Genomic DNA, 25,394 nt, shown 5'->3' with positions numbered 1-25,394 from the left:
CCGGTAAACGCTCGTTCAGGGTTGTGTAGCCGGTTTAGTCCGTGCCGTACTTCGGGTTACGCGGCCCGTACAGAATCCCGGTGCGTTGCCCTGCCGAGAGCAGGCGCGCACTGGTGATACCGGCAATCGGGTGCGCGGCATCGGTAGAACTGTTGATCACCTGCTTGACCGCCGCCGTGATCAGCATGCCCACCAGGCCGCCGCTGTTGTTGTTGCCTTCCTCGCTGGATGCGCGTGCCGAACCGGTCCACAAGGTGGTGCCGGTGCGCAGGTCGACCAGTTTGGCCGAGGCCGTCACCGAGGTGTCGCTGGAGATCAGCATGTACTTGGTGCCGTACTCACTCACGGTGATGTACAGCGCCGCGTCCGCACCAAAGATGTCATGCAGCTTGGCCGGCGCCACGCCCTGGATATCGTTGGCCGTGGTCAGGCCGTTCTGGCGGAAGGTTTCGTCCACCAGGGCAATCGGCAGCACGTAGTAGCCGGCTTCGGCCAACGGGTAGGTGACTTGCGACACCATGCTGTAGGACGCCTGCACTTCCGGCGATTCATTGATCGGCGGCAGTACCAGGATCGACTTCGGCCGCGCCTGTTTGTAGGCCGTGTAATCAATGGTCTTGGGCGCTGCGCAACCGCCGAGCAAAGCCAGGGCCAGCAAGGCGCCGGTGAGTTTTAACAGGCTCATTTAGTGGCGACTCCGGTCTTGGCGTTTTTCAGCAAAAAGTCCATGTAGGAAGCAGACTCGGGGAACAGCGCCTTCTCGGTGCGGAACTCCTGCACCATCTGGTCATCCTTGCCCATGGTCATGTACAGCATGCCCAAGTGCGCGTGGTAACCCGGCGGCGCTTTGCGGCCACTGGCGTTGATCTTTTGCAGGTCGCGCTCCAGCGCCTCGACCTGCGCTTCCTTGGGCTCGCCCTTGAAGTACTCGTAAACCTGCGGCTGGTAGCTTTCCCACTGATACAGGGGTTGGGGCGCCGTGTGGCACCCGGCGACCGTCGCGATTGCTGTCAGCATCAGCGCCAACTTAACTGCCTTGCTCATCCGTGTACTGCTCCTTGAGGTACTGCTGATCAGTTGCGCGGGTTCCAGGCGCCGGCATTGATGCCGTCGACGAGGCGGTTGATGGCTTCGCGCATGGCCAGGTCCAGGACCTTGCCATTGAGGGTGGAGTCGTAGCTGGCGGTGCCGCCGAAGCCGACCACTTCACGGTTGGACAGGGCGTACTCACCGGCGCCCTGAGTGGAATACACCACTTCGGAAGTGCTGATGTTGACGATGTTCAACGCGACTTTGGCGTAGGCCACTTGGGTTTTGCCACGGCCAAGAATGCCGAACAGCTGGCGGTCGCCGGTTTCTTTGCGGCCGAACTCGGTCACATCACCGGTCACCACGTAGTCGGCGCCTTTAAGCTTCTGCACGGTGCCTTTGATCGCGGCTTCCTGGGAGATTTCGCCCATGTTGTCGCGGTCCAGCACGCTGAAGCGGTTGGTCTGCTGCAGGTGGGTGATCAGGATGGTCTTGGCCTGGCCACCGAGGCGGTCAACGCCGTCGGAGAAGATGCCGCGCATGTAGCTCGAACGGTTATCGAACTTGCCCACGGCGATGGGTACGCGCACGCCGGAATAAGCGACGTTGGCGCTGGCGACTTGTTCCACCGGCATCGCGCGGTTGCTCTCCGTGGCACAACCGGCCACGGTCAGCAGCGCTGCGGCGGTGAGGCCCGACAGCAGGATTTTGGACAGTGTTTTCACAGGGTGCTCCTAGAGTGAGAGTTCAGCCGTTGCAGCAGGTAACGCTAGCGGGACGGGATATTGCGTAAATCGTCGACGATAAAACGGCTCAGCAAGCCGGTGTAAAAGGACTCCACGCTCGAGTTGCCGGAGTTGGTCAGCACACCGGCCACGGTTTTCATGTTCTGCCAGTCGCCGCGGTACCCCCCAGGCATAAGCCCCTGGCGAGCTTGGGAAAAGTGCAGTATCTCGGCATCGGCCTTCTTGATCTTGACCGAATAGTTGAAGTCGACACTGGCGAGGATGGTGTTGTCGTCGACGATGGCGGTCATGAAGCCGCCTTGGGTGTCCTGGATGCGCCGCGTATAGATCACGTCAACATCGAGCAGGTAGTCGGCCTTCTCTTTACTGGTGGCGTAGCGCTTGGCCTGGAGCAGTCGATTGATCAGGTCGACGCCCAATTGCTGGCGAACCTTGGCATCCGGCAGAAAGCGCTCGTTCTTGCCCACAACGTCAACGTCGAAGGTGTCGAGCCAGTAAGTGGCCGTCTTGGGAATGGTGACCGGCGCCGGCGAGATGTAGTAATCCGGCTTGGAGGCGCAGCCGGCCATCAGGCAGATGGCCAAGAGAAAGGCAAAAACGCGCATTGCTTTATTCGTCCCTGAAAGGTGGCATGTTGCTCGTGCCGCGGCATTTTACGGGGTTGCCCAACGTACTCAAGCGGTTTCGGTGCGCAGAGCTGGCGGGTTGTTGATAACAATCGTCTTCGCCAGCATGTCACCCAAGCGGCGGCGCATGCCGAACAACACAAAAAGGCCATCCAACAGGCTGAACAGCAGTTTGGGCACATTGCGCAAAAACGCTTGGAACACGCTGCAGTTGGTGGGGTACGGGTAACCCACCACAGAGGTGCGGCACAGGCGTTTGCCCAGGCTTTGCCCATTGGGCAAGGCATCGCAGAACAGCATGTAACCTAGCGCCAGCCAAAACAGCAGGAAGTGCAGGTAGTGAAACACCACGGCGCTGCCTGCTGAAGAAAAATACACCGCGACGTAATCCAGCCAACCCTTCAAGAACAGCAGGACAAAAACCACGGCCATATCGATGACGTAGCCCAAAATGCGCTTGCCTGGGCTGGCAAGGTCATAGCCGGCGGAGGCCGAAACTGAGTCGTTCATAACGCTGTTGATCCCTACGGTGAGAAAGGCAGGTGTATGCCCCGATTGAAGCGGCGGTTTAACGCCTACTTGGGAATAATGATCGGAATAAACATCGGCGCGGGCGCCGGCGGCGGCTTGATCTGGCCTTCGCTTTCCACCACGGTGATGCCCTTGCCTTTCAGGGTGTCGAACAACCGCTCGGTCGCTGCACCGTCGTCGTAGCCACCGTCATCAATGGTCACGCTAAAGCCCAACAGACGCTGGCTTTCGGTGAGTTGCACCTGCCGTGCGCGGAAGAACGACCAGATCGAAATCTTCTTCAGGGCCGACAACTTCACGTTGGCCAGCGACTCATACTTCATGGTCTTGCCATTCCAGCCCATCACGTACAGGTCGTTGGCCGTGAGCGCAAACGTGCAGAAGTAATAGGCGCCCGTATTGGAGTTGGGTGTGGTCATCACCACGGCACAACGGCCATGTTGAACAATGGGGTCCGTGATGCCTGGGAAGTCTTTCACCAGGTCGGCAGGGTACTGCGCGCGGTCGTAATACACCGTTGCCCGGTCGTAGGGTGTGGTGTTGCAGCCGGCAAGTAACAGCGCAACACCCAGCAAAATCCATGCAGCAAAACGCATTGAGTACTCCCTAGGGCAGCTGGTTTTTTAACGCAGCTGCGCTGTCCATAAATGCTGAGCCTTTGAAGTGATGGCTCTGAGCCACTAGCGTATCGGCAACCCCGTCAAATACATGAGCAATGCTTTTTCGCTTCGTCGACGGGCGGCCGCGTTGGCGAACTGCTCAAGCTGCGGTGTTATGCCGTCATCCACACTCATCGCCATCATCGCGATCAACGTTTAGCGGAGCTACTCGTATCCATACCATGTTTATCTCCCGTCAAAAGAACGAGGGTAACGTGAGGAAAAGCATCAACGCCCACAGCGCCGCGCCCGGCACCATGATCAGGTAGTTCCAGACATTGAAGCGGGCATTGCTCGAGCCATCGGCATCACCGGCCGCAAAGTTGAGCATCGCCTGGCCCTTTTGCATCAGGTAAGCGCGCAGCGGGATCGAGATAAACAGCCAGACCGCAACCGCTGCCGTGCTTTCAATGTGATCAGACAGTCTGTCGACGATATGCCCCGCCACCGTGATCACCACCAGCATCGTCGCCCACTGCTCAAAATCAAAAATATACGAGCGGCCCGTGATGCGAATCTGATGGTCGGCGCGCCGGTACAGCTTATGCACAAAGAAAATACACAGCAGCCCGCGTGCCCAGGGCCAGATGTCGGCCTGGGTGGCCTTCTTGTAGTTGCTCCAGTGCTTGAAGGACCAGAAATACATATAAAGGCCCAAGCTCAGGACCGACAAAATAAACAACTTTCGCTCGGCGATGACGTAAAACTCAGGCGTGACCTGCGCAGCAGTTTGAAGATTGGCAGTGGGTGTGGCGAAAACGTTTTCGGTCATTGTTCAGTCCTTGATGATGAAGTGGAAGCCGCCGGTAAAGGCAGCGCTCAATGCGCTTCTCGCTCGCGCTGCTCGGCGCAAATCTGCTCCCAGCCTTTCACCACAGTGCCGGTGTATTTGCCACAGGTCGCGCCCTCCAGATTCGCGTCGAGCTCGTCGCGCTCAGGCGCAAGCCACAGCGCTTCAACCAGGTAGGCCGCGCCCGCTGCCAGCACCAGTACCAGGGCCAAGCGTGTTGCCAGGTAGCGCGCCGTGGCCCGCGGCGTGCGTGAGCGCTCGAACACAAACGCGAACAGCAGCCCAATGGCGCCCATCAGGAAAACACCCAGCGCCGAGCCGAAAGCGCCGGCGGTGGAGCTGTCGAAGTAGGCCCACGCCAACATAGAGACGCTTGCACTGACGAACATCAGCAGCAGGCAAATTCCCTGCACTAACCGCCATCCCATTACAGGCCGACCTTGAGAGACCGCTCAGACGACCAGGAATCCTGGCCAGCCGGCAATAGCGGCTCGGCAGGAATGCGGTATTTACCAAATGCGGCGATTACGGCCTGGTCTACCTCAGCGTTGCCCGAGCTTTGGATCAATGCGATGTGCGGCACATTCGAACCCGATTTGCCTTGCACTTGCAGGGTCACCGGCTTGCTGACGCTGGCGCGTTGGATGTGCTTGTTCAAGGCTATCTCGATATCCATCGTCGTGCGATTCAGGCTCTTGCGACTGGTATCCGCCCAGACGTCGTTGTAGCGCTGCGTCTGTTCAGGCGTCAGCACCGGCCCTTGAGCGCGAATGCGCTGAATGCCCTTCCACGCGACATCGCCGGCATGCTGGCTGGCCTCCACGTAATACATCATGGCCCCGAACAAATCCTGCGGGCCACCGCGACCCTCCTCCATCAATTTGGCCAAAGCGAGCTTACTTTTATCGCTGTCGCTGCTGGTCAGCGCCAACTGATAAAGCCGGCGCGCCTCCACGTCGTTGCGCGCTTGCCCGTGGCCCTCCTCGGCCATACGCGCCAGCCTCTCGTAACCGATGCCATCCACGGCGGCGACGGACTCATAGAGCGATTTGGCCTTGGCAAAATCTTGCGGTACGCCGCCACGACCGGTTTCGTACAAACCACCGAGCGCGGTCTTACAGCGCACGTTGCCGTTATCGCTTGCGTTACGAATGGATTGAACCTGGTCTGCTGTGAGGCTTTTCGCGCCCTCAGACAGCACGCATTGGACGTTGGCCAGGCTCTGTTCAAAGGAGCTGGGTGGTGCGGAGGCTTGACAGCCTGCGACGAAACCCGCGATTGCCAGTACAACCATTGCCTTGTTCATGGGATGCATCCGTGTAATCAGAAAATAGAGAGCAGGCCAGCATTAACGCACTCGCAGGCTTATTTGAGTTCTTTCACCAGGTACCCACTGGTGATCTGCGTAATACCCGTGAGTGCGCGGCGCAACGCCTCAGGGTCGGTGCGATACGTGAGCGGCGTGTAGCCGTAGACATTCTGGCCATTGAACGGCGTGACCGTCTCCACCGTGCGCCAGAGCATCTCGTCGCCACGGTCCATGCGCGCCACCACCGTGAGCGTCGGGTACACCACGCTGCTGAAACCCTGGGTCAGGCGAAAGCCCCACTCGCCCACCGTGAGCTCAATTTGCGCGTCGGCCGGCTCATCGTCACCCACGACTTTGAGCGATGAGGTTTTACCCAGGGCATCGATAAAGCCCTGCTTGAGCAACACACCCAAGTCGATGTTTTCGGCGTCCATCACCGTGAGGATCGCCGCAGGCGTCGACATTTCGGCCAGTTGCCCAACCTTCATGCCACCGGCAAACCCCGCGCCGCTCAAAGCCGCCGTGCCCAGCTTGCCCGCGCCGCTGGCCATGCCGACGCCCGCGCCAAGCCCGGCGCCCAGTGCCGCGCCCCAGGCTTGTTCACGGCCCATGTAGACCATGTTCTTTTGCCACTTCACGGGCAAAACCTTGACCGTTTTGACCTGCGCACGGTGTTCGGGCGTGAGGGGCTGGCTGACGCAGCCGCCGAGGATGAGGGTGGAAAGCAGAATCAGTAGAAGGTTTTTCACATCAGTCCTTTAATGTTTTATTCAGGTTGAAGTCGTTATGCGACTTGCCTGCCGCCTTCAAAAATCCAGCAGCAAACTCCGCATCCACGTTTAACAACAGCTCCAGCACATCATAAATTTTCCAGCGATGCGGCTCCGGGTTCGCAGCCATCGCCAGCAGATGCTCACGCAGTGCAGGTAGGTATTCGTTGAATTGGTTGCGGCTGACCAACCAAAACATATCGGCGATTTCAAAGGGGCGCCCATTCGACAAATGAATGATCTTAACAATCGGCGCATAGATTTCAGCCCGTGCTTTTTCACCCTCACCCGCATCGGCCAACCGGCAAAAGTAACCCACCAACGACCTCAGCACATACTTGTAGGTCTCATCGTGGCCGTGCAGCCGATGTGAATCAAACCCTTCGAACGTCTGGACGTTGTCAATGATATGAGCGGTATAACTCAAGCCTTCTTGCACGCCCCAACTTGTCAGCAAACGCGCGGCCAACAGCCGCACACCGTCATCGGGATGAGTCCTGAGCAACGCCGTCACGCCGGCGACGCGAGCGTCGGGAATATCTTCCGGGTCCAGGTCTGTCGCATCCACAGCATAATCGGCATGCGGGGGTACGAAGTGCAGCAGGTCATTGAGTTTATCGTCCACGTCTTATCCTTGAGCAGCGCCGGGCTTTGCGGCGTCATAGATGTCGGCAAGGCTGGCCAGAAGGGGTTGCACGTAATGGCAGCCCTGACAAACGATGCGTTCAGGGCGGACGAACAGCAACAACGACCGGGCCTGGGGCCCGGCCGCTTCAAGCGTGTTTAACTCACTTGCTTTCTTTTGCCACGGTGCCCAAGGACGCGTCCTTGACCAGATAACGGCCTTCCACATCGCTCAGCACTTTGAGGCTGTTGCGCGCCACGGCGAAGCCCATTTCGACTTCCTGCTTGAGGTAAACCACCTCACCCGCCTTGACGTTGATCGGCATGTCAGCCCAGTTTTCAGCTTTGGAGCTGATCACGTGCTGGCCCGGCGTCACGAAGAAATAAATGTATTGGTTGCCACGGTTGTAGCCCATCTCCGAGTCGGCTTCCTTGTCATCCAGGAACACGTTGAAGCGCACCATCATCCCCACGTTGCTTGGGCGTACTACGTACACCAGGCCTTTGTCAGCGACAGCAGCCTTGGGCAGCGAGTAGTTCGCCACGTCCGCCTGCATTTTCTCCACCGACGGTGTCGAGGAGCAGCCAAACAGCGTGGCCAGGGACAATACAACAGCAGCTTTGCAGAACAACTTGATCATGTACTTCTTCCTTGTGGTGTAACGGTAGAGCGGGTTGATGCGACGGCGATTGACCGGCGCGGGTGCTTTGACGCGTTTAATCATCGCCAATGTGTCGGCCAGGCAGCTGAAGACATGAGGCGGTGTGCGTGGGCCAGTAGTTTGATGCCTTGCGTGGGTTTGGGTGGGGGGCTTATAGTCCGGCCCGTCGCCCAAATGGCGATCAGGTTTGGCGACCTGACAACAGAGTGCAAAAGCAACCCGCTTCTATGCAGGTGTTTTTTGCACCCGCAAAGCTGTGCATGTTATGGCGGCTGTGCGCGGGAGACCTTCGGGTCTGCCGGTTTTCTCTGTTGCCGGTTCGCCAACCTGCGTACAGCTGCCACCCTTTCGTTTGGCGACGAATGAGTGGTGGCTTAATCCAATAACAGAGAACTGAAAATGAACCAATACATGCCCCTCACGGGTCACGACAGCACCGTCCCCGCTCTGCTCATCGACACCTGTGCGCCCCTCGACGTGCTTCACGACGCCGCCGTGTACCGGATTCGAGCCGTCACCCAACTGCTGGAAAACCTGGCCTTTCGCGAACAGCTCAGCAGCGATGCTGTGGTGCTTCAAGACTTCGCCCAATTGCTGGCCATTCCGCTGCGCGATGGGTGTGATTTGCTTGATGTCATCATGCGCAGGCTCCATGCCGATCCATCCTGAGTAAAAGCCGGGCGGCCCTGGGGCCGCCCAACTGATGTGCGCAACGTCACCCATACAACGTACGAAAATACGCATCAACCCAATCGCTGGACCAAAAAGACCGTTCAGAAAATTCAAACGACTCACACACCGCGATGCAGCCTCTGAGTGGCGCCGGTATATCCTCAATGTTCGCCATAATAGTGGGCAGCAAATACCTGAAATAATCCCCTATCTGGCTCTGCCCCTCATAGCCCACCGGGTAATCTTCATTGGCCACGCTGCCTTCAACTCCATGGTAAACATAAAACCCTTTGACCGACGGCACGTTGTATTCCGTCAACGCCAACTCCGCTGACGAGTGCTCACCTATCAATGCTTCTACGTCTGCTCTTCGGGCAAGGTGCCGATAGGTGCGAGCGGAATACAGGCCAAGTATCGTTTCACCTTGTTTGCTCTCAGGGTAGGTATCGAACTCGGCAGACTCCTCCCACAGGTATTCGCTCAATCGATCCAACTTCGACTCTACATCAGGCAGCGCTAACAACACGGCCGGCAAACGGCCAAAGCAGTTATTCACCATCACGGCGATTGCGCCTGCCTTGTCCATGGCGAACCATGTAACGATCTCGCCAAAGCCGGGGGTCCAGTCTTTATTGATAGACATTTATTGCCTTCCGTTCGTTTTATAGCTGTTGCGATAAGGGAAGCGAATCTATTTTAAAGAGAAATATTGCAACACGTGGCCTGAATTCTATCCCCGTGCTTAATCAACTCCATCCAATAATCATAGGTTTCTCGAAGCCGCCCGCTTGTTCTTGAGCCGTCAGCAAGGCCGCACGCAAATGCATTAATAACACGCACCGGATTGGTCGGGAGTGTACCGGAAGCAGTTATAACAGGCTGGCCATAATCCGCTTGCTTTTTATTACCCTTCAACTGCGACCACGTAAGTCGCGCATTATTTCTAACGGCGACCTCACCGTAATACATACCGACCAAAACAGTTAAAGACTTTTCTTCATCGGATATATCAGGTGCCTCATCGCCCGCCGCACTGGCCACTGAGTCCTCTGCGAGTGTGCTGCCTTTCGACGACCGGTTGGTCTTGGTCATTTGAGAAGCCAACCACTCTGCTAATAGACCCAGAGACACCGGGGAGAAATCTGCACGCCAATCCTCATACCCAGGCGTCTGCCAAACAGTTTGAATTAAATCATCTAAGCAGTAGGCTTTGTTAAGCATAAACCACTCATAGAAAGCTTCGAGGTCTTTCGTGGTCATAGACGCAAACGCTGTAGTCACTGGCGTATAGGCTGTGGTGTGTATCATCATTAACTCGCCTTCATCTTTGCGAGGAAATAGGGGGCAAACCACCATTTTCTCACGTTCTCCGCTGGAGATTCTCTCTCCATGGAACAAGCAAACCCTCATAAAGAACTCGGTCGATGACTCCATCATCAACACAGCCAACATACGTAGCGTCCAATTGAAACTCAAAAGAAAGACTCTTCACTTCAGATAAAACTCTCACAGCGACAATCAATGCCTCCACATCATCCAGGCTCCTTGAGTCCAAATCGACAGGAAGCGTACTCGGCCCTAACGCCGAATAAATTTCCAACACTCCGCCTACGACTTCTAAACCACCTGCATCTATTTCTTCAATATAGTTTGGAGGCGACACACTCCAATCTCTTGATGTGGAAAGCTCACTAACAAGCTGCTGCACATCGATCTTAATAACCTGTTCCAAATCCTGTGCAACATAAAAAATCAACCTTTGCTTCGCGTGCTCTGGCTGTAAGGAATGCATTACTCAGTTCCTTTTTTCGGGGGGGTATGCCGGAAGGGATGATCCAGGGCCACCTGAATTATATCTAAACCCACCAGGCATATGCGCATCCATGTCGCGTGGCAGGTCATGGAAAATAGGTATCAGGCCACTATTTTCTCTATTCGTTTTACTCCCACTTTGGGGGGCCTGATGCACCCAAAAACGTGGTCTACACCCTATTTCTCTCACGGATAAACAAAATTTGTCTTCACCTGACCACCGACACTATAACTCATCACGAATGAACGCCAGTTTTCACCGCGCGAAGCAGCACTAGCTTTCAGTTCCTTGACGAGCCGATACAATATTGCCCCATCAAAATTCGTTTTTGGACTTTCATTTAATGTTCCATTTTTTTCAATAGACACTCCTACAACTATATAGCCTTCACATACTTCAGCTTCGTACCTGAAGGCGTCATAACCCTCAACAATTCCCGACTGAATCAGCTCAAAAATTTTTTTAACAATTTCTATATCTTCAGTAATCATTTTTTATGCTCCGGAATTTAGCGAGCTTCATTTTCAAAGCGAGCAGTTTGACGCGCCCCATCAATTGTATAAGTAAAACCCAACGTATCTGGCCGAGTAAATAGGGGATCAGACTACAATTACACGGCTAACAAACAATTGTCTTCGGACGTCCCGCCATTCCTCGGATAACTCGTTTACCCAAGGCGAGTGAAATCTGTCATGAAAAGCTAGCCCCACCCAGAACGTAATTCCCATTTGCAGCGCCGCTCTATTTTAACTTTTTGCCACTTTCCTTACACACTTCCAGCTACATTTCTTACATGCACATAAGTAACAAATCGACTTTCCGCATCATAATGAACGGTTATCACCTTCTGCTTTACTGAAAACTCACACCCAGGACTTGTAGGTGCTCTTCCGGGAATACGTATGGAGGGTACATCCCGCACAGGCTGCCCAAGAAGATTGATTGAATCGTCGACAGTCTCAATATCTAGACACTCATTTTTTGTTTCGGAGCTAGCCTGATAATACTCCTCCGCGGCCTGATAATAAACTCTGTAAGCCGCTATAACTCCGTCGCTACCGGATTGAAAGTAGACACCGCATTCTGGCAATTTTAAAAACTCGTCATCTTCAACTTTAGCGTAATCAACCATCGGCATTGACTTCCTAAAGTTCGCTAAAGCCTCAATCAATGATCCGCCTAAATAATCATTTGGATTCATATTCAATACCCAGCCCCAAAAGAAACATAAAGGAAATAGGGGGCAGATTAATTCAAGTGACGCTGTTTTCTAACCCACTAGCCAAAGCAATCAACCGCAATAAATTTATTTAGTCTATCGCCACCAACGCAACTTCTGAAAATAAATAAACCGCTCGTATGCTTCCATCTTATCTCCAGCGTCATATTACGATCACGTCACCGGAATCAAGATAAATTGAGTAAGATTCATAATCACCTGTATCGTCAGGCTCGACTAAAATTTTATCTCCCGTGCAGAATGTTATCTGTAGCGTAGCAGGCTTAACTTCCTCAACCGACTGAACGTCCATTAACAAAAAGTCTAACAAGGGCGCACTGGTTGACGAGTCAGCAAAATTACGTTGACCAACGACATTTCCAATTTGATACTTTAATCCAGCTTCTACGCAGAAAGAAACTTTATATGGAGATACACCAGGAAACGTCTGCGGCCTTGAAAAGTCTAGCCTGGTCATACGGACTCCAAAAGAAATCATTTCCAAATAACAGCCGGACAGCAGTAAAAAATCAAAATCATCTGACAACATACTCATATATCACCCTAATTTAATTCATAACTTCAGCGACGAACGGGCGGTAAAGAATCGGGTGGAAGAGGGATATGCGTGCCTCCCGGACCGACACCTGGCTTACCAGTCGCAGGATTCATCGGCTGCTTCCCAGCGTTTTGCCAACGCCAATAGCCACTCTCATAACCGAGAACAGCTGATGAACCAGGCGGCATAACTCGTATATGTTCTACTTTCGCCGCGTCAATTCCCGGCGGGGGAAATAGGGGTCAAACAACCATTTTCTCTATTCGCTTTACTCACACTTTTTTGGGCGTCCTGATACACCTAAAAAAGTGGTCTGCCTCCTATTTCTCTTGCACTCGTAAATCCATCAGTGACGGCAGCATCATTAAGTTTTTGAGCGGCTGTATCAATCGTATCCATACCACTTGAGCGGCTATCATGCAACCTCTCGTTAAAAACAACTTCAACCACTGCGACATGATTAGCCACCCAATTTTTTTACGGCTCACAGCGATATTACATTGCGTGCGTACTCTATAAGCACCGCCGACGCCTGCCGATCCAGCCGGGAGCACTGGGGCAATTTCAGACGTCCAAACGACTCATAAAATCCGTCATAGCAACCGGATTACAATCAACCAAATCATCAAGAATATCTTCCGCAGCCCAATGTAATATCATGTCTCGCCCATCACCGTCCTTATAGAAAAACAAATCGTTTGATAAGGAACCGTCAATCACTGAAATATCTTTATGGCTAAGCGACATTAGCCCCCCGTACCCCCCATAGGGAATCACCCAGTAAAACCGTTCACCATCAATCCAGTAGATACCATACACCGTTACAGGCTCTCGCCCCGTCTCTTGAACAATCATACTGACCTCATTCAATGTTGACTTGGCAACTAACTGTCAAACTCTGTCCTGTTCAATTTAATATCTTCTTTAGATATTCGTGAATAAATATTCTCTAGCAGGTCAGCTTTCAAAAGCTTCAATTGTTCAGGGTTGAACTGCCTGCCGGTCAAACTCTGGACATCCGTAGGATACGACTTTGCATCCTTGGCCAACTGAGTACTCAGACGCCCTGTTGGGGCCTCACTATTTTGAGCAGTGCTTCCTACAATACTCGCAGTAGCTTTCGCACCAAGCCTTTCTCAACCATTTTTAAACGCATAATCACTATTCAACTGAAAGAAATTATTCTTTTCTCTAAGAAATCGATAAAATTTTCCGCATACAAACTAGAAGTTTGATTAGAAAGATCATGCCTATAAACAGGATACTCTCCATCATTAAGACACATCGCCTGTGGCAAAATAAAATGATTCCCCTGCACCCGGCAGCTCACAGATAAATAGCCTATCTTTCCCACACAACCCATTTCGACCGTTAACGATTGACATATAAACGATATCACCACCACATACACTATAAAAATCCACTTCGTAAATACTATAAATCTCCTCCCCCGATATTTCCCCGCCAGAATAACACTTCAACCACCATTTATAGCTATAAGGCAATTTCAACGCAAGACGAGCTTCCGCTTTATAAATCCACTCATCAGCAATACGGTCACCATAATCAGCAAATTCAACAAAATCCGACTCTTTATAAGATAAATTGTTCTTGAATAATCCACGCTTAATTACTCTCCGCTCCGAGCCCGTAACTTCCGACAATCCGACTGAGAAGAATTAAACTCCTTATCCTGTTTCGCCAATGTTTTTTGTATTCAAATCCGTAAGAAGTTAAACATAATCAGTCGTAGGATTTCTGTCTTCTGCAGAGTCTTTGAAACGAGTATACCTAAAGCTTTGAGCGCATTAGATGGGACATGAAGAACACTGCTATTCTGGCTATGGAAAACAGAACCGCCTTCTGCAAGTGAACCACGATCACCCACTAATCCACTTATTGGGTGGTATGCCGCCCTTTCCTCCAACAGGTTGATAGGTTGGCTAGCACCTGCTGTCGCTTTTGCACCAGATAAATGCGCGCCTTTTCCACTTTTTTAGGCTCAGCACGCTTTTATGCCTAATCCGATAGAGTGTAAGCAACATCTCCCGAGTCGCGCCAAACTCCATTCGCAAAGCTTATCGGCCGCTGTGGATAACATACCAACACCCCTTCGATGAACTGACGAAACGACAAGTCAAGGCGCGTTATCCAACGCATATTGTCGATTTCCAACAATCGCCAGTTGTCTCCACTGTCGAAACCGAAAGCAGTCCCGGTGCTATCCCAGCCGAACAGCCACACCTCGCCCTTAGCACCCGATTCATAGGGTCCGTCTTTATAAAAGCCATCATCACCAAAGTAGTCTACCGCGGGACATAATGTGGGTTGAATCGTCAAAAGCGACAACGCGCGGTCGTCCTCCTTTATCTCACCATGCCCCTGCTCCTGCATAAAAGCAAAGTATTCATCGGGAGCCGCTGGCCACTGCTGTCGCATCCCACTCACGTCACCAGAAGAAACAGGGTTCAGCCGCTCTAATAGCACGCATGCGAGTGCATTGAAGGCCTCTAATTTTTCGTACATGGTCATGGGCGCCTCGGAGGTTTCTGCGCAAATGCTGTAGTTGTTGGACTTGCTGGGGCATGAACGCCACCTTGGTGAGCACTTCCACCAGGCACCGGATGCAAATTCCACCATTGGTTAGGTCCACCATACTGCTGTGGTATCACATGGTGCGCTTGGAAATCCACACCACTCTCCGTCTTGGGCTATGTCAAACCAGTATTCAACTCCCACTCACGCTTGAGATTATTTCGCTGGCTATTGTATTCACGCTGTAAGGCTTGATAGTCGCTTCTGGGCGCGACATAAGTGTGATCCACCTGACGCAACTCCTCTGCGCGTTGCGTGTGCTGGTTAGAGGGTATCGGCACACCTGAATGGTACTCGACGTCCCGGACCACCGCGCGAGCGTCACTCGAGATGCTCGTCCATCCTGATGTGGATGTTGCTGTAAAACTCGCATCATTAGCCGCAGCTTTACCAGTACCTACAACTCCAGTTTCTCCAGAACCCAAATCGGATGGAGTTGCTTTTGTACCCCTAAAAATGCAACGCTGACAATCAGCCCGCTGCGCGTCTTTCAACTAACGACTTGACGTGCTTCAACCGTCCTAAGATAAAATCAGAAAAACTTGACGCTAACACATCAACCTTATCCAACTCAGAGCTAATCTCTACGATCTGCCAATTATTTTTTGCGTCGAAAGCATATAGCACATCACTCGAATTCCCACCGAACACATAAAATCCCTCATAACCCTCAACTTCTCGACCACATACAGTTGAATACTTCTCCGGGCCATCATCGAGATGAAATGCCGCATCTAATTCGCCGAAACCAAACTCAGTAAGAAACTCCAGATAGTCAGCCGGGGCCTGCTGTCGATCTGATTCATCAACATTGCTTAACATCGCACTCGTGCCTGTTATGCGATAGCCGTAATTGCCCTCGTATTCTTTTGAGTACATTACAGCTTCAACCAACGCTTTTAACTCTTCTTTATTTTTCATAATCACTTACCAAGTATTTTTTCCGCTGGCCCTTGAACCCTGTGAATATCACCTTGGTGCTCCACACCTCTCATGGCGGGCAGGGAAATAGGAGTCGGGAAATAGGGATCAGACCACCATTTTCTCTATTCGTTTTACTCACACTTTTTGGGCGTCCTGATACACCCAAAAAAGTGGTCTGCCCCCTATTTCTCCAATCTTAATACACCTCCATCTTTGCAAACCGTCGCTTACCCACTACTTCCCGCAAATACAATCAACGACTAACACTTCTTTATTCTTCATGATCATTTACGCAGATAAGAGGAATCGGGTGTACTTCGAGTTATCGCATCACCGTCCGCCACGTCACCAGCCCGTCCAAGCCATGTTCAGACTTCAGGAATTTGAGTAGTATCGGCGGTCATGCGAGCGACCCAACCGCTGCGATCTCTCAAAGCAATCGGCTCCACTTGCGCCCCGCAGTGCTTACAGCGAGAGGCCGCCGCCTGGATGGATTGGTTGCAGGCTGGGCAACGCCGCAGGTCCGGGTGCACCAGGGCGTCAACACCGGTCTTCGCCAGCCGGGGCATTAATAACACGGCAACCAGGGCAACACAGGGAAGAAAGAGCGAGATTGCAAACCACCGGGGCCCTGAGCGCCCGCGTGTGCTTGCAACGTAAGCCGTGACGGCTGTGATGATGAGCCAGAAGGGGAGTGGGATGCCCATTGAACTTCCTTGTTTAATGGTTGAGGGCTTCGCCCTGTGAACGAATCGCTAAGAGGAATATAAAGGTGGCAGATTCATTCAAGTCGCAAAGGACTTAAGCACTCAAATAAATCCGCCGCTTCTCGCTCATAGTTCAGGTGTTAAATAACTCTTTCCTCAGCGACGCCTGCCTCTCAGCCTGAGCCCCTGCGGCGTTAGTGAAAAACGTTACTCACCCAGTAGCGCCTTTAATCGTTCACCCGCGCTCATTATTTCGTTGGAGGACAGCGGAGTATAACTAACGACAATCAATACGCCCCCCGCGAACTCGGAAACTTCTTCAACGTGCCCCTTTAAGCAGTCAACGACCTGTTGCGGACTTTTTCCAAAGGCGCGAAGGCATAATTCTCCATCAAAAAAATTAGCCGCATTTATACGAAAAACACCGTCTCTACCATTAATATCTTTCTGGGTAGCATCGCAGGCAGCCACAACTTCGGGCCAATCGCCTCTCGTAATAGACCAATCATGCAGCGCCGCCCTGTAGGCGCCAAAAGCCTCTACATACCTAGGGAAAACTCTTTTCAATAAATCTGAGTAATCAACTTTATTGCTTGAGAACTCAACAAAGAGCGTGTCATCAAATTGAGCATCATCTTCTAAATATTTCTCACTCCGGAGCGCATATGAAACTCGTCCCTTCACGCCCGACGGGAGCACCTTGTCTAACGAGACAGAGACAATAAGCTCGCTCCCACTATCTGGAGCTTTAGGAGTACCGGCCAAATCCCACGGCGAACCTAAGCTGGATAACTTTTCCAGAAAGCGACTGTGCCTACCTTCAATAGACTCTGAAAATAGGGGTCTATGACGAAACTCAAGTTTGTACTTAGTCATTAGGGTGCCACCCTCACAGTAATGTTTCTGATATTTTGCTCAATCAAAATATTAGTTGCTCTATCAGCCGCTTTTTGATTTGGAAATTCAAAAACCGCTTTTATGCCAGGATTTTGCTTCAACGCACTCGACACTCTCTGAACGCTTTGAATTTGTTTATCAAACGATGTAAGTGCTGTTTTTCGGTCAATTAAAGTGATGCCGCCAATGTCTTCTACACCGTCAAACTTCACGAAATTGTTACCGTTGGGATTGGGGTTGTCAAACCGTATCGCAGGTACTGCCTTACGCTGCGATAGGACATCGGAAAATGCTCCCGTTGTACCCGCTTCGAATTTCACGAACGGCTTGCTGAAGTCACCTTGAGGCTCTTGTACAAAGATTAAACCTTTATTTTCGCCCTCAAGCTTGCGCGCATCCTTAATGGTCAAAACGTCGACCTTCGACAGGTCCAATCCACCCTTAACAGGCGCTGGGATCTCTTTCGGTACTACCTTGTTTGTCGCAGCAAGCTCTCCAGCTAGCTGACCACTAAAGTATTTACTCGCTCCACCAAACAGAGCCGCCTGAGCCGCGGATTTTGCCGCTCCCCATGCCAAGTCAGACGTTGCGCTCGACTCGCCAGGAAAGGTTTGCGGAAAGAAAGAAGCCATTACTCGGTCGGGCTCGCTGGACTTGAAATCCGCCGTAATCCGGCTTGCAGAGTCCCACGCCCCCACCATCGAGGTAGTGCCAAGCGCGCCTAGCCCGATTGGCAAGGCACACGTCACAACACCAACACACGCGGGTGACGACAGCAACATGCCCGTGTAAGCGGTGGCCCCTCCCGCAAGACCCAACGCAGTGTCTTTGCTTGCGCCAATGACCTGCACCGCCTTGCCATGAGCATTGAGCGTATCGTCGCTCCAATCTTGCCAACTACGCCCGCCGAACTGGCCGGTCGATTCAAGCAAGGCGATCTCCGCAGCATAAGTCGCGCCGCGATCCTGAAGTGCCTTGAAGTCCTTATAGGATTCATGGTCGGTCGGGATCGACTCGGCGCAACCCACCAAAGCACAGGCTGCGGCATTCAAACGATCAGCTCTTTCCGGATGGAAGCGTCGCTGCTCATCCAGCGCATCGGCTTGAGACTTGTGAAGTTGATGGTTGTACTGCGTAGCGTTTTTTGCCACCCAGCCGCCCTTCTCCAGCTTGCTCGCGTCCGCATCTTTTTGTGTGGCCGCTGCCAGCACGCCGACCAGTTGAGAACTCATGGACAACAATGTCTTGTCGCCCTTCACTATGTCGTTCAGTTGTACAACAAGTGCCTCATTGGCCCCGGCTGCCAATGCGCCTGTACGGAAGTCTCCACCTGTGGCTTCGGCCAACAGGCCACCGACCATGGCATGGATCGCAATCTTCGGAATTGAACCGTTATCGATGTTCCATTTTTTCGTGTAGTCGCCGACGGCATTGAAGCTTGCCGCTGCCAAGGTATTGAACAGCGCAGTTTTCAGTGCCTCACTTCCGCTACCGCCCTGCCCCAACGCTTTACTCAGTAGCGTTGAAGTCCCGCCTTGCAGTGTCTGATTCGCGGCAAACTGCCCTACACCTGTCCATGTGTTGAGCTGTGGCCCCGTAATTTGCTTGGTCGCCTGATCAGTATGAGTTCCGGTCCAGCCATCAAAATAAGCTGCGGTCAATCCAGCGGTGACACCGGAAATCGCATACCCCTTCAAAGCATCCGAAGAGGTGACATCCTTGAATACCGCCCCCAAGTTGCCGCGATTATTAACCACGCTGACCGTCGCATTGGTCGCAGCACCCGCCGCTACGGCCCCCGCTCCCGCCGCGACGGCTACGCCAGCTCCGGCACCCGCGGCAGCAGTCATTGCCAACGGCCCGACAAATGCGGCCATCAGGATCGCAATGACGATCTGCGAACCTGCACCTAAGCCGGAATTGCTGTATTTGAAGCTATCGTGGATCTCTTTGACTTGGCGCCAATCCACGTCACCGCGCTTTTCAGCATCCTTGAGCCAAGCCATATTCGGATCGGCTTTGACCATGGTATCAATGGTCTGACTTACCGTTTGCTGGTCCACCTGCCGGACATCGATCTTCAACCCATCGACCGCTTTGATAACGACCTGCCCTTGAGCGATCATTTCACTCTGGCGCAGCGTTTCGTCGGTGTTGCCTTTACCCTTGGCGCTGAACCAGGCCAGGTCGCCCTTGCTCTTGGTATGGCTTTCATCATGAAGGTCTTTGACGCCTTCGAAGGCGATGGCCCCGCCACTGTTGAGGATGATGTCCTTACCACTATTAAGTTTTGCGACCTGGTAACGCTGGTCACCTTCACTGACCAAGGTGAGGTTGCCGCCAGTCTTGATCTCAGTCCCAACGTTTGTGGTACGGGTTACTTCGTCGCGCTGTTCTTTTTTCGCGCCCCACCCACCGTTCTCCTTCATGTCATACAACGTATGCGTGCTGTTCTGCGCCGCCAGCAGGTTCAACTTATCGCCGCTGTACAGATACGCTTCATTGCCTGCACTGATCTTGCTCGCCACCAGCGTCGTATCGCGCCCGGCCTGGCTGGTAAAGTTCGCGCCCGCCGTCAGTACGCTGGCCACTTGCGTGGTCTGCTCATCCGCTGTCTTGATGCGTTTTTTGCCGTCTTTTTCTTTGCCTTCGACGTTGTGCATGTCGCTGACGGAGGCGACGTTGAGGTCGCGTCCGGCCTGGATGTTCAGGTCTTTGCCGGCGGTGGCGTTGCTGCCGATGATGTTGACGTCTTGCCCGGCCTGCATGTTGAGGTTGCCGCCTGCCGTGACGGTAGCGGCGAGGTTTTTGACGTCGGTGGTGATGGTGGATTTTTCGCCGCCGTCGATGGTTTTGTGGATCACGCTGGTGTCGCTGGCGGCGACCAGGTTGAGGTCGCGGCCGGCGGTGAGGTTGGCGTCGTTGCCGGCAACCAGTGCGCCGTGGTTGTTGAGGTCGCGCCCGGCGTCAATGGCCAGGTTGCCACGCGCGGTGATGGTGCTCGCGCTGGCATCGGTGAGGGTGCGCATGCCCACGCCTTCACGCACTTGGATCGCGGTGTTGTCGTTGGTGATGTCGCCTTTGATGCTGGCAAGGCTGACTTGGCTGCCCCGAATTTCGCCGCCCATGGCGTTGCGGATACTGTCCTGGGCCAGCAGGCTCAGGTTGTTGCCGGCTTCCATCAGGCCGCCGTTGTAGATGCTGCCGCTGCTGACGGCGGAGAGGTTGTTGCTGGCGCGCAGGGTGCCGACGTTGACCAGGTCGCCACCGGTGACCAGGTTGAGGTCGCGGCCCTGGATCAGGCTGTTGCCGCGCACGTTGCGCGATTCGGCCTGGGCCAGGTAGAGCACCGGCACGAGCACGGTCTGGCCATCGACCACGCGGTTTTCCATCCACACGATGTCGTGGGTCAGGGCGCCGACTTGCTGGCTGGTGAGCGTCACGCCGACGCTCAGGCGCAGGGCGTCTTTGCTGGCCAGGGCGTTGTCCATCAGGTAGCGGAATTGGTCGGCATCGCTGAGCAAGCCACCGGCGAGGAAGCGTTGGCCGGTTTGCGCAATTACCGCGTCACGGATCAGGCGGGTTTCGTATTGGCCATCGCCGAGGCGGCGCCAGGCGTTGTCGGAATTGAAGCCAAGTTTGCCGAGCATGTAGTCGGAGCTGAAGAAGCCCGATGCGCTGGTGAACTCGGGGTTGGTTTCGATCAGGTAGTGGCTGGTAGGGTCGGCGCTTTTGACGAACAGGCCGTAGTCGCCCTTGGGCAGTTGGAAGTACGGCGAGGTGGTGGGGTCGACCGGGGCGAACGGCGTGCCGGTGTAGTCCACGGGCACAAAGCCGCCGCCCGGAGTGAGCGTGACCACAGGCAACACGCTGCCGGGCGCCTGGGCGCTGGCATCGTTAACGTGCTTGCTGAGGTTGATATTGATGCCGCCGACGGGGATGCCGGTCTGGTCGTTGCCGAGGGTGCCGGTCAGTTGCGCCAGGGTGTTGTCGTGCAGCGTGCCGTTTTGAATTTTGTTGGTGACGTTGGACAGGTCGACGGTGCCGCCGGCCTGCAGGACGGCGTCGTAGGCGAGGCCACCGTTGGGGGTCCAGGTGGTGACGTCGCTCGTTTGCCGGAACGGTGCGCTGTTGGGTGACAGCGCTTTGAGGGCTTCAAATTTCGCCTGGTCAAAATTACCGGCCGCCGTCGCGTTGTTGAAGGTCGGCACATCGACGTATTCCATGCGCTCCCACAGGTGCTTGTCCACATGCCCGGGGGTGTTGATCACGATTTTGCGTTGCCCGGTGCGCGTGCTGGAGCCTTCGTTGAGCAAATCCTGGGCGGTGATGCTCAAGTTACCGTTAGCGGCCATCAGGCTGTTGCGGTTCTGCACGGTGTCGCCTTGCAGCAGCAGGTCTTTGCCAGCTACCAGCCGCGCCGAAGCCGAATCCTGGATCGCGGCTTCAAGGTAGGTCTCATTGATGGTGATGGTGCCGCGCCGCCAGCTGTCCTTCTCGCCGCAGTGCTGCCCGCACACCCAGCTCAAGCTGCCGGTCTGGAGGGTTTGCCCCAGCTCGAACTTGTCTTTGGCGTTTTCGATAAAGCCGGCGCTGATGCCGATGTAGCCTTCGCTTTCCACCGTGCCGGAGCGGTTGCTGAACAGCACCGCACGCCCGCCATCGACGCCTTCAAACGTGAGGTTGCCTTTGCTGTAGACGTCGCCATAGCTGTTGGCGAAGCCATTGGCGCGAAGGGTCAGGTCGCCACCGCTGAACAGCAGCGAATCGGCGCCGTTGGTAATGCCGTTGACGGCGGTGAGGTTCACCGCACCTTGAGCGCCCAGCGTGCCACGGTTGCCGATTTGTGCCGCGGCAATGTCCAGCTGTTGACGCGCCGTCAGGAAACCAAGGCTGTCGAGGGTGCCTGCCAGTTTGATCTGGGTGTTGTTGCCCGCCAGGCGCCCGCCGTTCTGGCTGAGGTTGTTGGCCGTGACGCTGAGGTTTTGCTGGGTGGCAATGCGGCCGCTGTTGGCCAGGTCACCGCTGAGCGTGATGCTCAGGTCGCCGTCGCTGAGCAGCTCGCCGCCGTTGTCGAGGCTGGCCACGTCGATGATCAAGCCCTTGCTGCTGGCCATGCGGTCGCCGGCCTTGAGGGCCAGGCCTTGGGTGCTTTTGTAGGTGAGGGCTTCATTGAGTTGCACACGGCCCAGGCCGTCTACGCTGCCGAACGCCCAGTCGGCGGTGCCCAGGCCATTGATGGTGCCCTGGCTGCCGGTGAGGCTGGCGGTGTTGAGGCGGAACAGGCCGTTGCCGGCGTGCTGCAACTGGCCGCCCTGGTTGTTCAGGTGTGTGGTGTCGAGGCTGAAGGCGGTGCTGCCGAATTCGAGGGTGCCGTTTTGGTTGTTCAGCGTGCTGCTGAGGTTGAGGCGGCTAGTGGCACCGCCCAGCGCGCGCAGTTGCCCGCCTACGCTGTTGTCGAGGTTGCCGCCATTGAGGGTCAGGCCCTGGTTGGCTTCGATCAGGCCGCCTCGGTTCGTCAGCGTGTCGCGTGAGGTCAGGTTGATCTGGTTGCCGCTGATCTGGCCATTGCCACTGTTGTCGAGCGTGGCGCCGCTGATCGTCACCTGTTCTTTACCGAAGAGTTTGCCGCCACGGTTGGCCAGGGCTTCGACGGTCAATTGCAGGTTGCCGAGCAGGCTGGCCATCAAGCCGCCGCTGCTGTTGTCGACCGTGTTGGCCGTGACGGTCAGGGTATCGCCCTGCACGGTGCCGCCGAGGTTATCCAGGCTGGCGTTGTCGAGCTGAGTGTGCGCGCCGCCGCTGAGGATCAAGCCTTTGCGGTTGCTCACGTCCTGGCCGCTGTAGCTCAGGCCCTGGTTGCCGGCCAGCAGTTGGCCGGCGTCGTTGTTCAGGTGCTGGGCCGCGATGTCCAGGCGCTTGCCGCGTACGGTGCCGCCGCTGTTGTTCAGGGTGGTGAGGGCTTTGACCAGCACGCTGCGTTCGCCCGCGTCGATCACACCGCCCGCATTGGTCAGCAGGTCGCTGACGTTCAGTGTCACGTCGCCGCCGTTGCTGACCAGCGAGCCTTGGTTGCTGTTGTTGAGGGTCTGCGCAGTGACGTCAACCGATGTGCCGATCAGGATGCCGGCGCTGTTGTCCAGGCGCTCGCCTTGCAGCTGCAACTGGCCTTCGCTTTGGATACGGCCTTGGGCGTTGAGCAACTGGCCTGGCCCCTTGAGCAGCAGGCTCACACCCGGCGCGCCACCGGCCAGCAGGCCAGCGTTGCGGTTGTCGAGGCCCGAGGCACGCACGTCGAGGGAGTCACCCACCACACGCCCGGCGCGGTTGTCGATGTTGCCGCCGCTCACATCAAGCAGCAGCTGTTTGCCGACGATCACGCCGTTTTGGTTATCCAGGTTCGCGGCGTGCAGCTCGACATCGCCCTGCCCGGCCTGCAAACGGCCCTGGGCGTTGTTGAGCTGTTGGGCGGTGGCGAGGGTCAACTTGCCGGTGTTGGCGCTCAACACGCCGTTGGCGTTGCTGCTGACGCTGCCGGCGTGGAGGTTAAGGTCGGTGCTGGCCTGGGCGTAACCCTGGTAGTTGTTGAAGGCATTGGCGACGGTGAGGTTCAGCGCGCCGTTATCGGCCTGGATCAGGCCTTTGAGGCTGTTGTCGAGGTCGCCGGCATTCACCGTGAGCGCATCGGCGACCAGCACGCCGTTCTGGTTATTCAGATTGCCCGCATTCACGGTCAGGTTGCTGGCGATGATTTGGCCGCTGTTGTTGTTCAGGTCGGTGCTGGTCAACACCAGGCTGCCGCCGGACATTTCGATGCGGCCTTGGCGGTTGTCCAGGGACGCGCTGTCGAGGGTCGCGGCCTGGCCTTCGCCGAAGCGAATCAGCCCGCCGACGTTAACGATGGCCGGCGCGTTGAGCGCCAGCTGTTGCTCGCCGTACACACGGGCGGTGGCGCCTCTGTTGGTCAGCTTGTCGGTGCTGACGCTGACGGTTTTGGCCTGGATGATTGCGCCCTGGTTGGTCAGCGTTTGCGCGGCGGTGATCGCCAAGGCGCGGCTGGCCAACAGGTTGCCGCTGGTGTTGAGGTTTTGCGTGTTCACCACCAGGTCGCCGGTGGCGTTGCGGCTGTTATCCGCCGCAACGCCCGCTTCGATGATGCCGGGGTTGGTGATGCTGGCCGCGTTGAGTTCGATGCGCTGGCCGGCGGCGACGCTCTGCTGGTTGACCAAGGCTTGGGCGCTGGTGACCTGTACGTTGCCGGTGGCGTAGACCTTGTCGGTGAGGTTGACGTTTTGCGCGGTGACCTTGATGTTACCGGTGGCCGACGTCTGCGCCATGCTCAAGTGGCCATTGGCATCCAGCTGGATATCGCCGCCGCTGGCGGCCAGCGTGCCGTCGAGCTTCACGCCCACACCGGCTTCGGTGCCGACCAGTTTGATCGCGCCGGCGTACATGCCGCCCAACGCCGAGGAGTCGATAGCCAGCTCCGGCTTGGCGCTGCCGTCGTCGGCGCGCGCGGTGGCTTTCAGGCTTTGGGCATCGACGTCGTTGCGCCCGGCGATCACGGTCAATTCGCGCGCGTTGATCTGTGCATTGATCTTGGCCGAGCGGGTGATGATTTCGAAGCGGTCGACGTTGCTCGCGTTCAGGCCCTGGCCGTCGATGGTCACGGCGCCGCCATCGACCTGGTAGCGCTCCAGGCGGCCATTCTGGTCAAGGATCGGCTTGCCGGTGGTCAGCGTGGCATTGGGGGTGTTGATAAAGCCGCAACCGCTGCAGGTGATGCCGTAAGGGTTGGCGACGATGACTTTGGCCGACTGGCCCGCCACTTCGGTGAACCCGCGCAACTGGCTGGGGCTGCCGCCGTTGACCTCGTTGAGGATAACGTTGGCCGCGCCGCCCTTGAGGTTGGGGTTGCCGACGATGTAGCCGCCCAGCTGGGTGTTGGTCACCGCGCCCGTGGCGTTGTTGAGGATCACGCCGTTGGGGCCAACGTTGTAGTCCTTGAATTGGTTATGCGACAAGCCACTGCCATTGGGCGTGGCGATGTTCACCACGGGCACGCCATTGCCCGCCTGGCCGACGGTGGTGCCCGGCGCGCTGACCACAATGCCTTCGGCCTGGGCCAGCAACGGCTGCCAGAACAGCGCGTTGGCCAGGATCAGCACCAGGCCGCGCTTGGGCAAGCCGAAGAACGAGTCTCGCGGCTTCAGCGCAGCAGAAGGTTGGCGGGCCAGGAAGGCAAAGTGGCGAACATCCATT

25 protein-coding genes are annotated in these 25,394 nt (G+C 55.4%); 1 reads left to right on the top strand and 24 read right to left on the bottom strand.

What is annotated here, in order from left to right:
- Positions 1–34: 34 nt before the first annotated feature.
- From L8I05_RS16025 to L8I05_RS15970, 12 genes are all read right to left on the bottom strand, one after another.
- On the bottom strand, positions 35–685 hold the full coding sequence (locus tag L8I05_RS16025; RefSeq protein WP_083355843.1) for a DUF799 domain-containing protein: 651 nt from the start codon (positions 683–685) through the stop codon (positions 35–37).
- Positions 682–1,044, bottom strand: coding sequence for a DUF4810 domain-containing protein (locus L8I05_RS16020; RefSeq protein WP_110622924.1), 363 nt, complete (start codon positions 1,042–1,044; stop codon positions 682–684). Before L8I05_RS16020 ends, L8I05_RS16025 begins: the two co-directional genes overlap by 4 nt.
- 29 nt (positions 1,045–1,073) lie before the next feature.
- On the bottom strand, positions 1,074–1,754 hold the full coding sequence (locus tag L8I05_RS16015; protein ID WP_098465532.1) for a CsgG/HfaB family protein: 681 nt from the start codon (positions 1,752–1,754) through the stop codon (positions 1,074–1,076).
- Between the two features lie 44 nt (positions 1,755–1,798).
- Positions 1,799–2,380 carry a hypothetical protein gene (locus L8I05_RS16010; protein WP_242170138.1) on the bottom strand — a complete coding sequence of 194 codons (582 nt, stop codon included), beginning with the start codon at positions 2,378–2,380 and terminating at the stop codon, positions 1,799–1,801.
- 69 nt (positions 2,381–2,449) lie between these two features.
- Positions 2,450–2,911, bottom strand: coding sequence for an RDD family protein (locus tag L8I05_RS16005; RefSeq protein ID WP_242170136.1), 462 nt, complete (start codon positions 2,909–2,911; stop codon positions 2,450–2,452).
- Positions 2,912–2,976: 65 nt separating this feature from the next.
- Positions 2,977–3,528, bottom strand: a complete 552-nt coding sequence (locus tag L8I05_RS16000) for a hypothetical protein (protein WP_242170134.1) — start codon at positions 3,526–3,528, stop codon at positions 2,977–2,979.
- 259 nt (positions 3,529–3,787) lie between these two features.
- Entirely contained in the window at positions 3,788–4,363 is a 576-nt protein-coding gene (locus L8I05_RS15995) for a hypothetical protein (protein ID WP_242170133.1), read from the bottom strand.
- Between the two features lie 47 nt (positions 4,364–4,410).
- Positions 4,411–4,809 (bottom strand): hypothetical protein, encoded by a 399-nt coding sequence (locus tag L8I05_RS15990; protein ID WP_242170131.1) that lies wholly within the window; start codon positions 4,807–4,809, stop codon positions 4,411–4,413.
- Positions 4,809–5,687, bottom strand: a complete 879-nt coding sequence (locus L8I05_RS15985; RefSeq protein WP_242170129.1) for a sel1 repeat family protein — start codon at positions 5,685–5,687, stop codon at positions 4,809–4,811. The genes L8I05_RS15990 and L8I05_RS15985 overlap by 1 nt, the downstream gene beginning before the upstream one ends.
- Positions 5,688–5,746: 59 nt before the next feature.
- The gene (locus L8I05_RS15980; protein WP_145159659.1) at positions 5,747–6,439 is read right to left on the bottom strand and encodes a hypothetical protein; all 693 of its coding nucleotides are present in this window, start codon (positions 6,437–6,439) and stop codon (positions 5,747–5,749) included.
- A 1-nt stretch (position 6,440) separates the two neighbouring features.
- The gene (locus L8I05_RS15975; RefSeq protein ID WP_242170127.1) at positions 6,441–7,085 is read right to left on the bottom strand and encodes a hypothetical protein; all 645 of its coding nucleotides are present in this window, start codon (positions 7,083–7,085) and stop codon (positions 6,441–6,443) included.
- A gap of 163 nt (positions 7,086–7,248) precedes the next feature.
- Entirely contained in the window at positions 7,249–7,641 is a 393-nt protein-coding gene (locus tag L8I05_RS15970; RefSeq protein WP_169876735.1) for a DUF2846 domain-containing protein, read from the bottom strand.
- A 516-nt stretch (positions 7,642–8,157) separates the two neighbouring features.
- Here L8I05_RS15970 and L8I05_RS15965 point away from each other — a divergent pair.
- A complete protein-coding gene (locus tag L8I05_RS15965; RefSeq protein ID WP_083360333.1) occupies positions 8,158–8,415 on the top strand; it encodes a hypothetical protein in 258 nt (85 codons plus the stop codon).
- A gap of 46 nt (positions 8,416–8,461) precedes the next feature.
- On the opposite strand, the gene L8I05_RS15960 is transcribed toward L8I05_RS15965, so the two are convergent.
- From L8I05_RS15960 to L8I05_RS15905, 12 genes are all read right to left on the bottom strand, one after another.
- A complete protein-coding gene (locus L8I05_RS15960; RefSeq protein ID WP_242170125.1) occupies positions 8,462–9,061 on the bottom strand; it encodes a hypothetical protein in 600 nt (199 codons plus the stop codon).
- Between the two features lie 53 nt (positions 9,062–9,114).
- Positions 9,115–9,678, bottom strand: a complete 564-nt coding sequence (locus L8I05_RS15955; RefSeq protein WP_242170123.1) for a hypothetical protein — start codon at positions 9,676–9,678, stop codon at positions 9,115–9,117.
- Between the two features lie 100 nt (positions 9,679–9,778).
- A complete protein-coding gene (locus tag L8I05_RS15950; protein WP_242170121.1) occupies positions 9,779–10,210 on the bottom strand; it encodes a hypothetical protein in 432 nt (143 codons plus the stop codon).
- Between the two features lie 206 nt (positions 10,211–10,416).
- Positions 10,417–10,722: a hypothetical protein gene (locus L8I05_RS15945; RefSeq protein WP_242170119.1), complete on the bottom strand. Its 306-nt coding sequence runs from the start codon at positions 10,720–10,722 to the stop codon at positions 10,417–10,419.
- Between the two features lie 275 nt (positions 10,723–10,997).
- The gene (locus tag L8I05_RS15940) at positions 10,998–11,432 is read right to left on the bottom strand and encodes a hypothetical protein (RefSeq protein ID WP_242170117.1); all 435 of its coding nucleotides are present in this window, start codon (positions 11,430–11,432) and stop codon (positions 10,998–11,000) included.
- Between the two features lie 181 nt (positions 11,433–11,613).
- Positions 11,614–12,006: a hypothetical protein gene (locus L8I05_RS15935; RefSeq protein WP_242170115.1), complete on the bottom strand. Its 393-nt coding sequence runs from the start codon at positions 12,004–12,006 to the stop codon at positions 11,614–11,616.
- A gap of 567 nt (positions 12,007–12,573) precedes the next feature.
- Positions 12,574–12,864 (bottom strand): hypothetical protein, encoded by a 291-nt coding sequence (locus L8I05_RS15930; RefSeq protein ID WP_242170113.1) that lies wholly within the window; start codon positions 12,862–12,864, stop codon positions 12,574–12,576.
- A gap of 419 nt (positions 12,865–13,283) precedes the next feature.
- Positions 13,284–13,673, bottom strand: a complete 390-nt coding sequence (locus L8I05_RS15925) for an SMI1/KNR4 family protein (protein WP_242170111.1) — start codon at positions 13,671–13,673, stop codon at positions 13,284–13,286.
- 355 nt (positions 13,674–14,028) lie between these two features.
- Complete coding sequence (locus tag L8I05_RS15920; RefSeq protein ID WP_242170109.1) at positions 14,029–14,541, bottom strand: hypothetical protein; 513 nt, start codon at positions 14,539–14,541, stop codon at positions 14,029–14,031.
- A 534-nt stretch (positions 14,542–15,075) separates the two neighbouring features.
- Entirely contained in the window at positions 15,076–15,525 is a 450-nt protein-coding gene (locus tag L8I05_RS15915) for an SMI1/KNR4 family protein (protein ID WP_242170107.1), read from the bottom strand.
- Positions 15,526–16,442: 917 nt separating this feature from the next.
- The gene (locus tag L8I05_RS15910) at positions 16,443–17,111 is read right to left on the bottom strand and encodes a hypothetical protein (protein ID WP_242170105.1); all 669 of its coding nucleotides are present in this window, start codon (positions 17,109–17,111) and stop codon (positions 16,443–16,445) included.
- Positions 17,111–25,393, bottom strand: a complete 8,283-nt coding sequence (locus L8I05_RS15905; RefSeq protein WP_242170103.1) for a DUF637 domain-containing protein — start codon at positions 25,391–25,393, stop codon at positions 17,111–17,113. The genes L8I05_RS15910 and L8I05_RS15905 overlap by 1 nt, the downstream gene beginning before the upstream one ends.
- Position 25,394 lies beyond the last annotated feature (1 nt).

Origin of the sequence: Pseudomonas sp. MONT-RG-20F-20-E-7-02, assembly GCF_022662395.1 — a bacterium.
GTDB lineage: Bacteria > Pseudomonadota > Gammaproteobacteria > Pseudomonadales > Pseudomonadaceae > Aquipseudomonas.
The sequence above is the reverse complement of the archived record's forward strand: the minus strand, read 5'-3'. Positions and strand labels throughout refer to the sequence as shown.

Excerpts from the sequence above, each read along its gene's own strand:
- L8I05_RS15965 (WP_083360333.1), top strand. The coding sequence starts at position 8,158 with ATGCCCCTCACGGGTCACGACAGCACCGTCCCCGCTCTGCTCATCGAC.
- L8I05_RS16025 (WP_083355843.1), bottom strand. The coding sequence starts at position 685 with ATGAGCCTGTTAAAACTCACCGGCGCCTTGCTGGCCCTGGCTTTGCTC.
- L8I05_RS15945 (WP_242170119.1), bottom strand. The coding sequence starts at position 10,722 with ATGATTACTGAAGATATAGAAATTGTTAAAAAAATTTTTGAGCTGATT.
- L8I05_RS15985 (WP_242170129.1), bottom strand. The coding sequence starts at position 5,687 with ATGAACAAGGCAATGGTTGTACTGGCAATCGCGGGTTTCGTCGCAGGC.
- L8I05_RS15910 (WP_242170105.1), bottom strand. The coding sequence starts at position 17,111 with ATGACTAAGTACAAACTTGAGTTTCGTCATAGACCCCTATTTTCAGAG.
- L8I05_RS15950 (WP_242170121.1), bottom strand. The coding sequence starts at position 10,210 with ATGCATTCCTTACAGCCAGAGCACGCGAAGCAAAGGTTGATTTTTTAT.
- L8I05_RS15970 (WP_169876735.1), bottom strand. The coding sequence starts at position 7,641 with ATGCAGGCGGACGTGGCGAACTACTCGCTGCCCAAGGCTGCTGTCGCT.
- L8I05_RS15930 (WP_242170113.1), bottom strand. The coding sequence starts at position 12,864 with ATGATTGTTCAAGAGACGGGGCGAGAGCCTGTAACGGTGTATGGTATC.
- L8I05_RS16000 (WP_242170134.1), bottom strand. The coding sequence starts at position 3,528 with ATGCGTTTTGCTGCATGGATTTTGCTGGGTGTTGCGCTGTTACTTGCC.
- L8I05_RS15920 (WP_242170109.1), bottom strand. The coding sequence starts at position 14,541 with ATGACCATGTACGAAAAATTAGAGGCCTTCAATGCACTCGCATGCGTG.
- L8I05_RS15955 (WP_242170123.1), bottom strand. The coding sequence starts at position 9,678 with ATGACCACGAAAGACCTCGAAGCTTTCTATGAGTGGTTTATGCTTAAC.
- L8I05_RS15935 (WP_242170115.1), bottom strand. The coding sequence starts at position 12,006 with ATGAGTATGTTGTCAGATGATTTTGATTTTTTACTGCTGTCCGGCTGT.
- L8I05_RS15990 (WP_242170131.1), bottom strand. The coding sequence starts at position 4,809 with ATGGGATGGCGGTTAGTGCAGGGAATTTGCCTGCTGCTGATGTTCGTC.
- L8I05_RS16010 (WP_242170138.1), bottom strand. The coding sequence starts at position 2,380 with ATGCGCGTTTTTGCCTTTCTCTTGGCCATCTGCCTGATGGCCGGCTGC.
- L8I05_RS15915 (WP_242170107.1), bottom strand. The coding sequence starts at position 15,525 with ATGAAAAATAAAGAAGAGTTAAAAGCGTTGGTTGAAGCTGTAATGTAC.
- L8I05_RS15995 (WP_242170133.1), bottom strand. The coding sequence starts at position 4,363 with ATGACCGAAAACGTTTTCGCCACACCCACTGCCAATCTTCAAACTGCT.
- L8I05_RS15905 (WP_242170103.1), bottom strand. The coding sequence starts at position 25,393 with ATGGATGTTCGCCACTTTGCCTTCCTGGCCCGCCAACCTTCTGCTGCG.
- L8I05_RS15940 (WP_242170117.1), bottom strand. The coding sequence starts at position 11,432 with ATGAATCCAAATGATTATTTAGGCGGATCATTGATTGAGGCTTTAGCG.
- L8I05_RS15960 (WP_242170125.1), bottom strand. The coding sequence starts at position 9,061 with ATGTCTATCAATAAAGACTGGACCCCCGGCTTTGGCGAGATCGTTACA.
- L8I05_RS16005 (WP_242170136.1), bottom strand. The coding sequence starts at position 2,911 with ATGAACGACTCAGTTTCGGCCTCCGCCGGCTATGACCTTGCCAGCCCA.
- L8I05_RS16020 (WP_110622924.1), bottom strand. The coding sequence starts at position 1,044 with ATGAGCAAGGCAGTTAAGTTGGCGCTGATGCTGACAGCAATCGCGACG.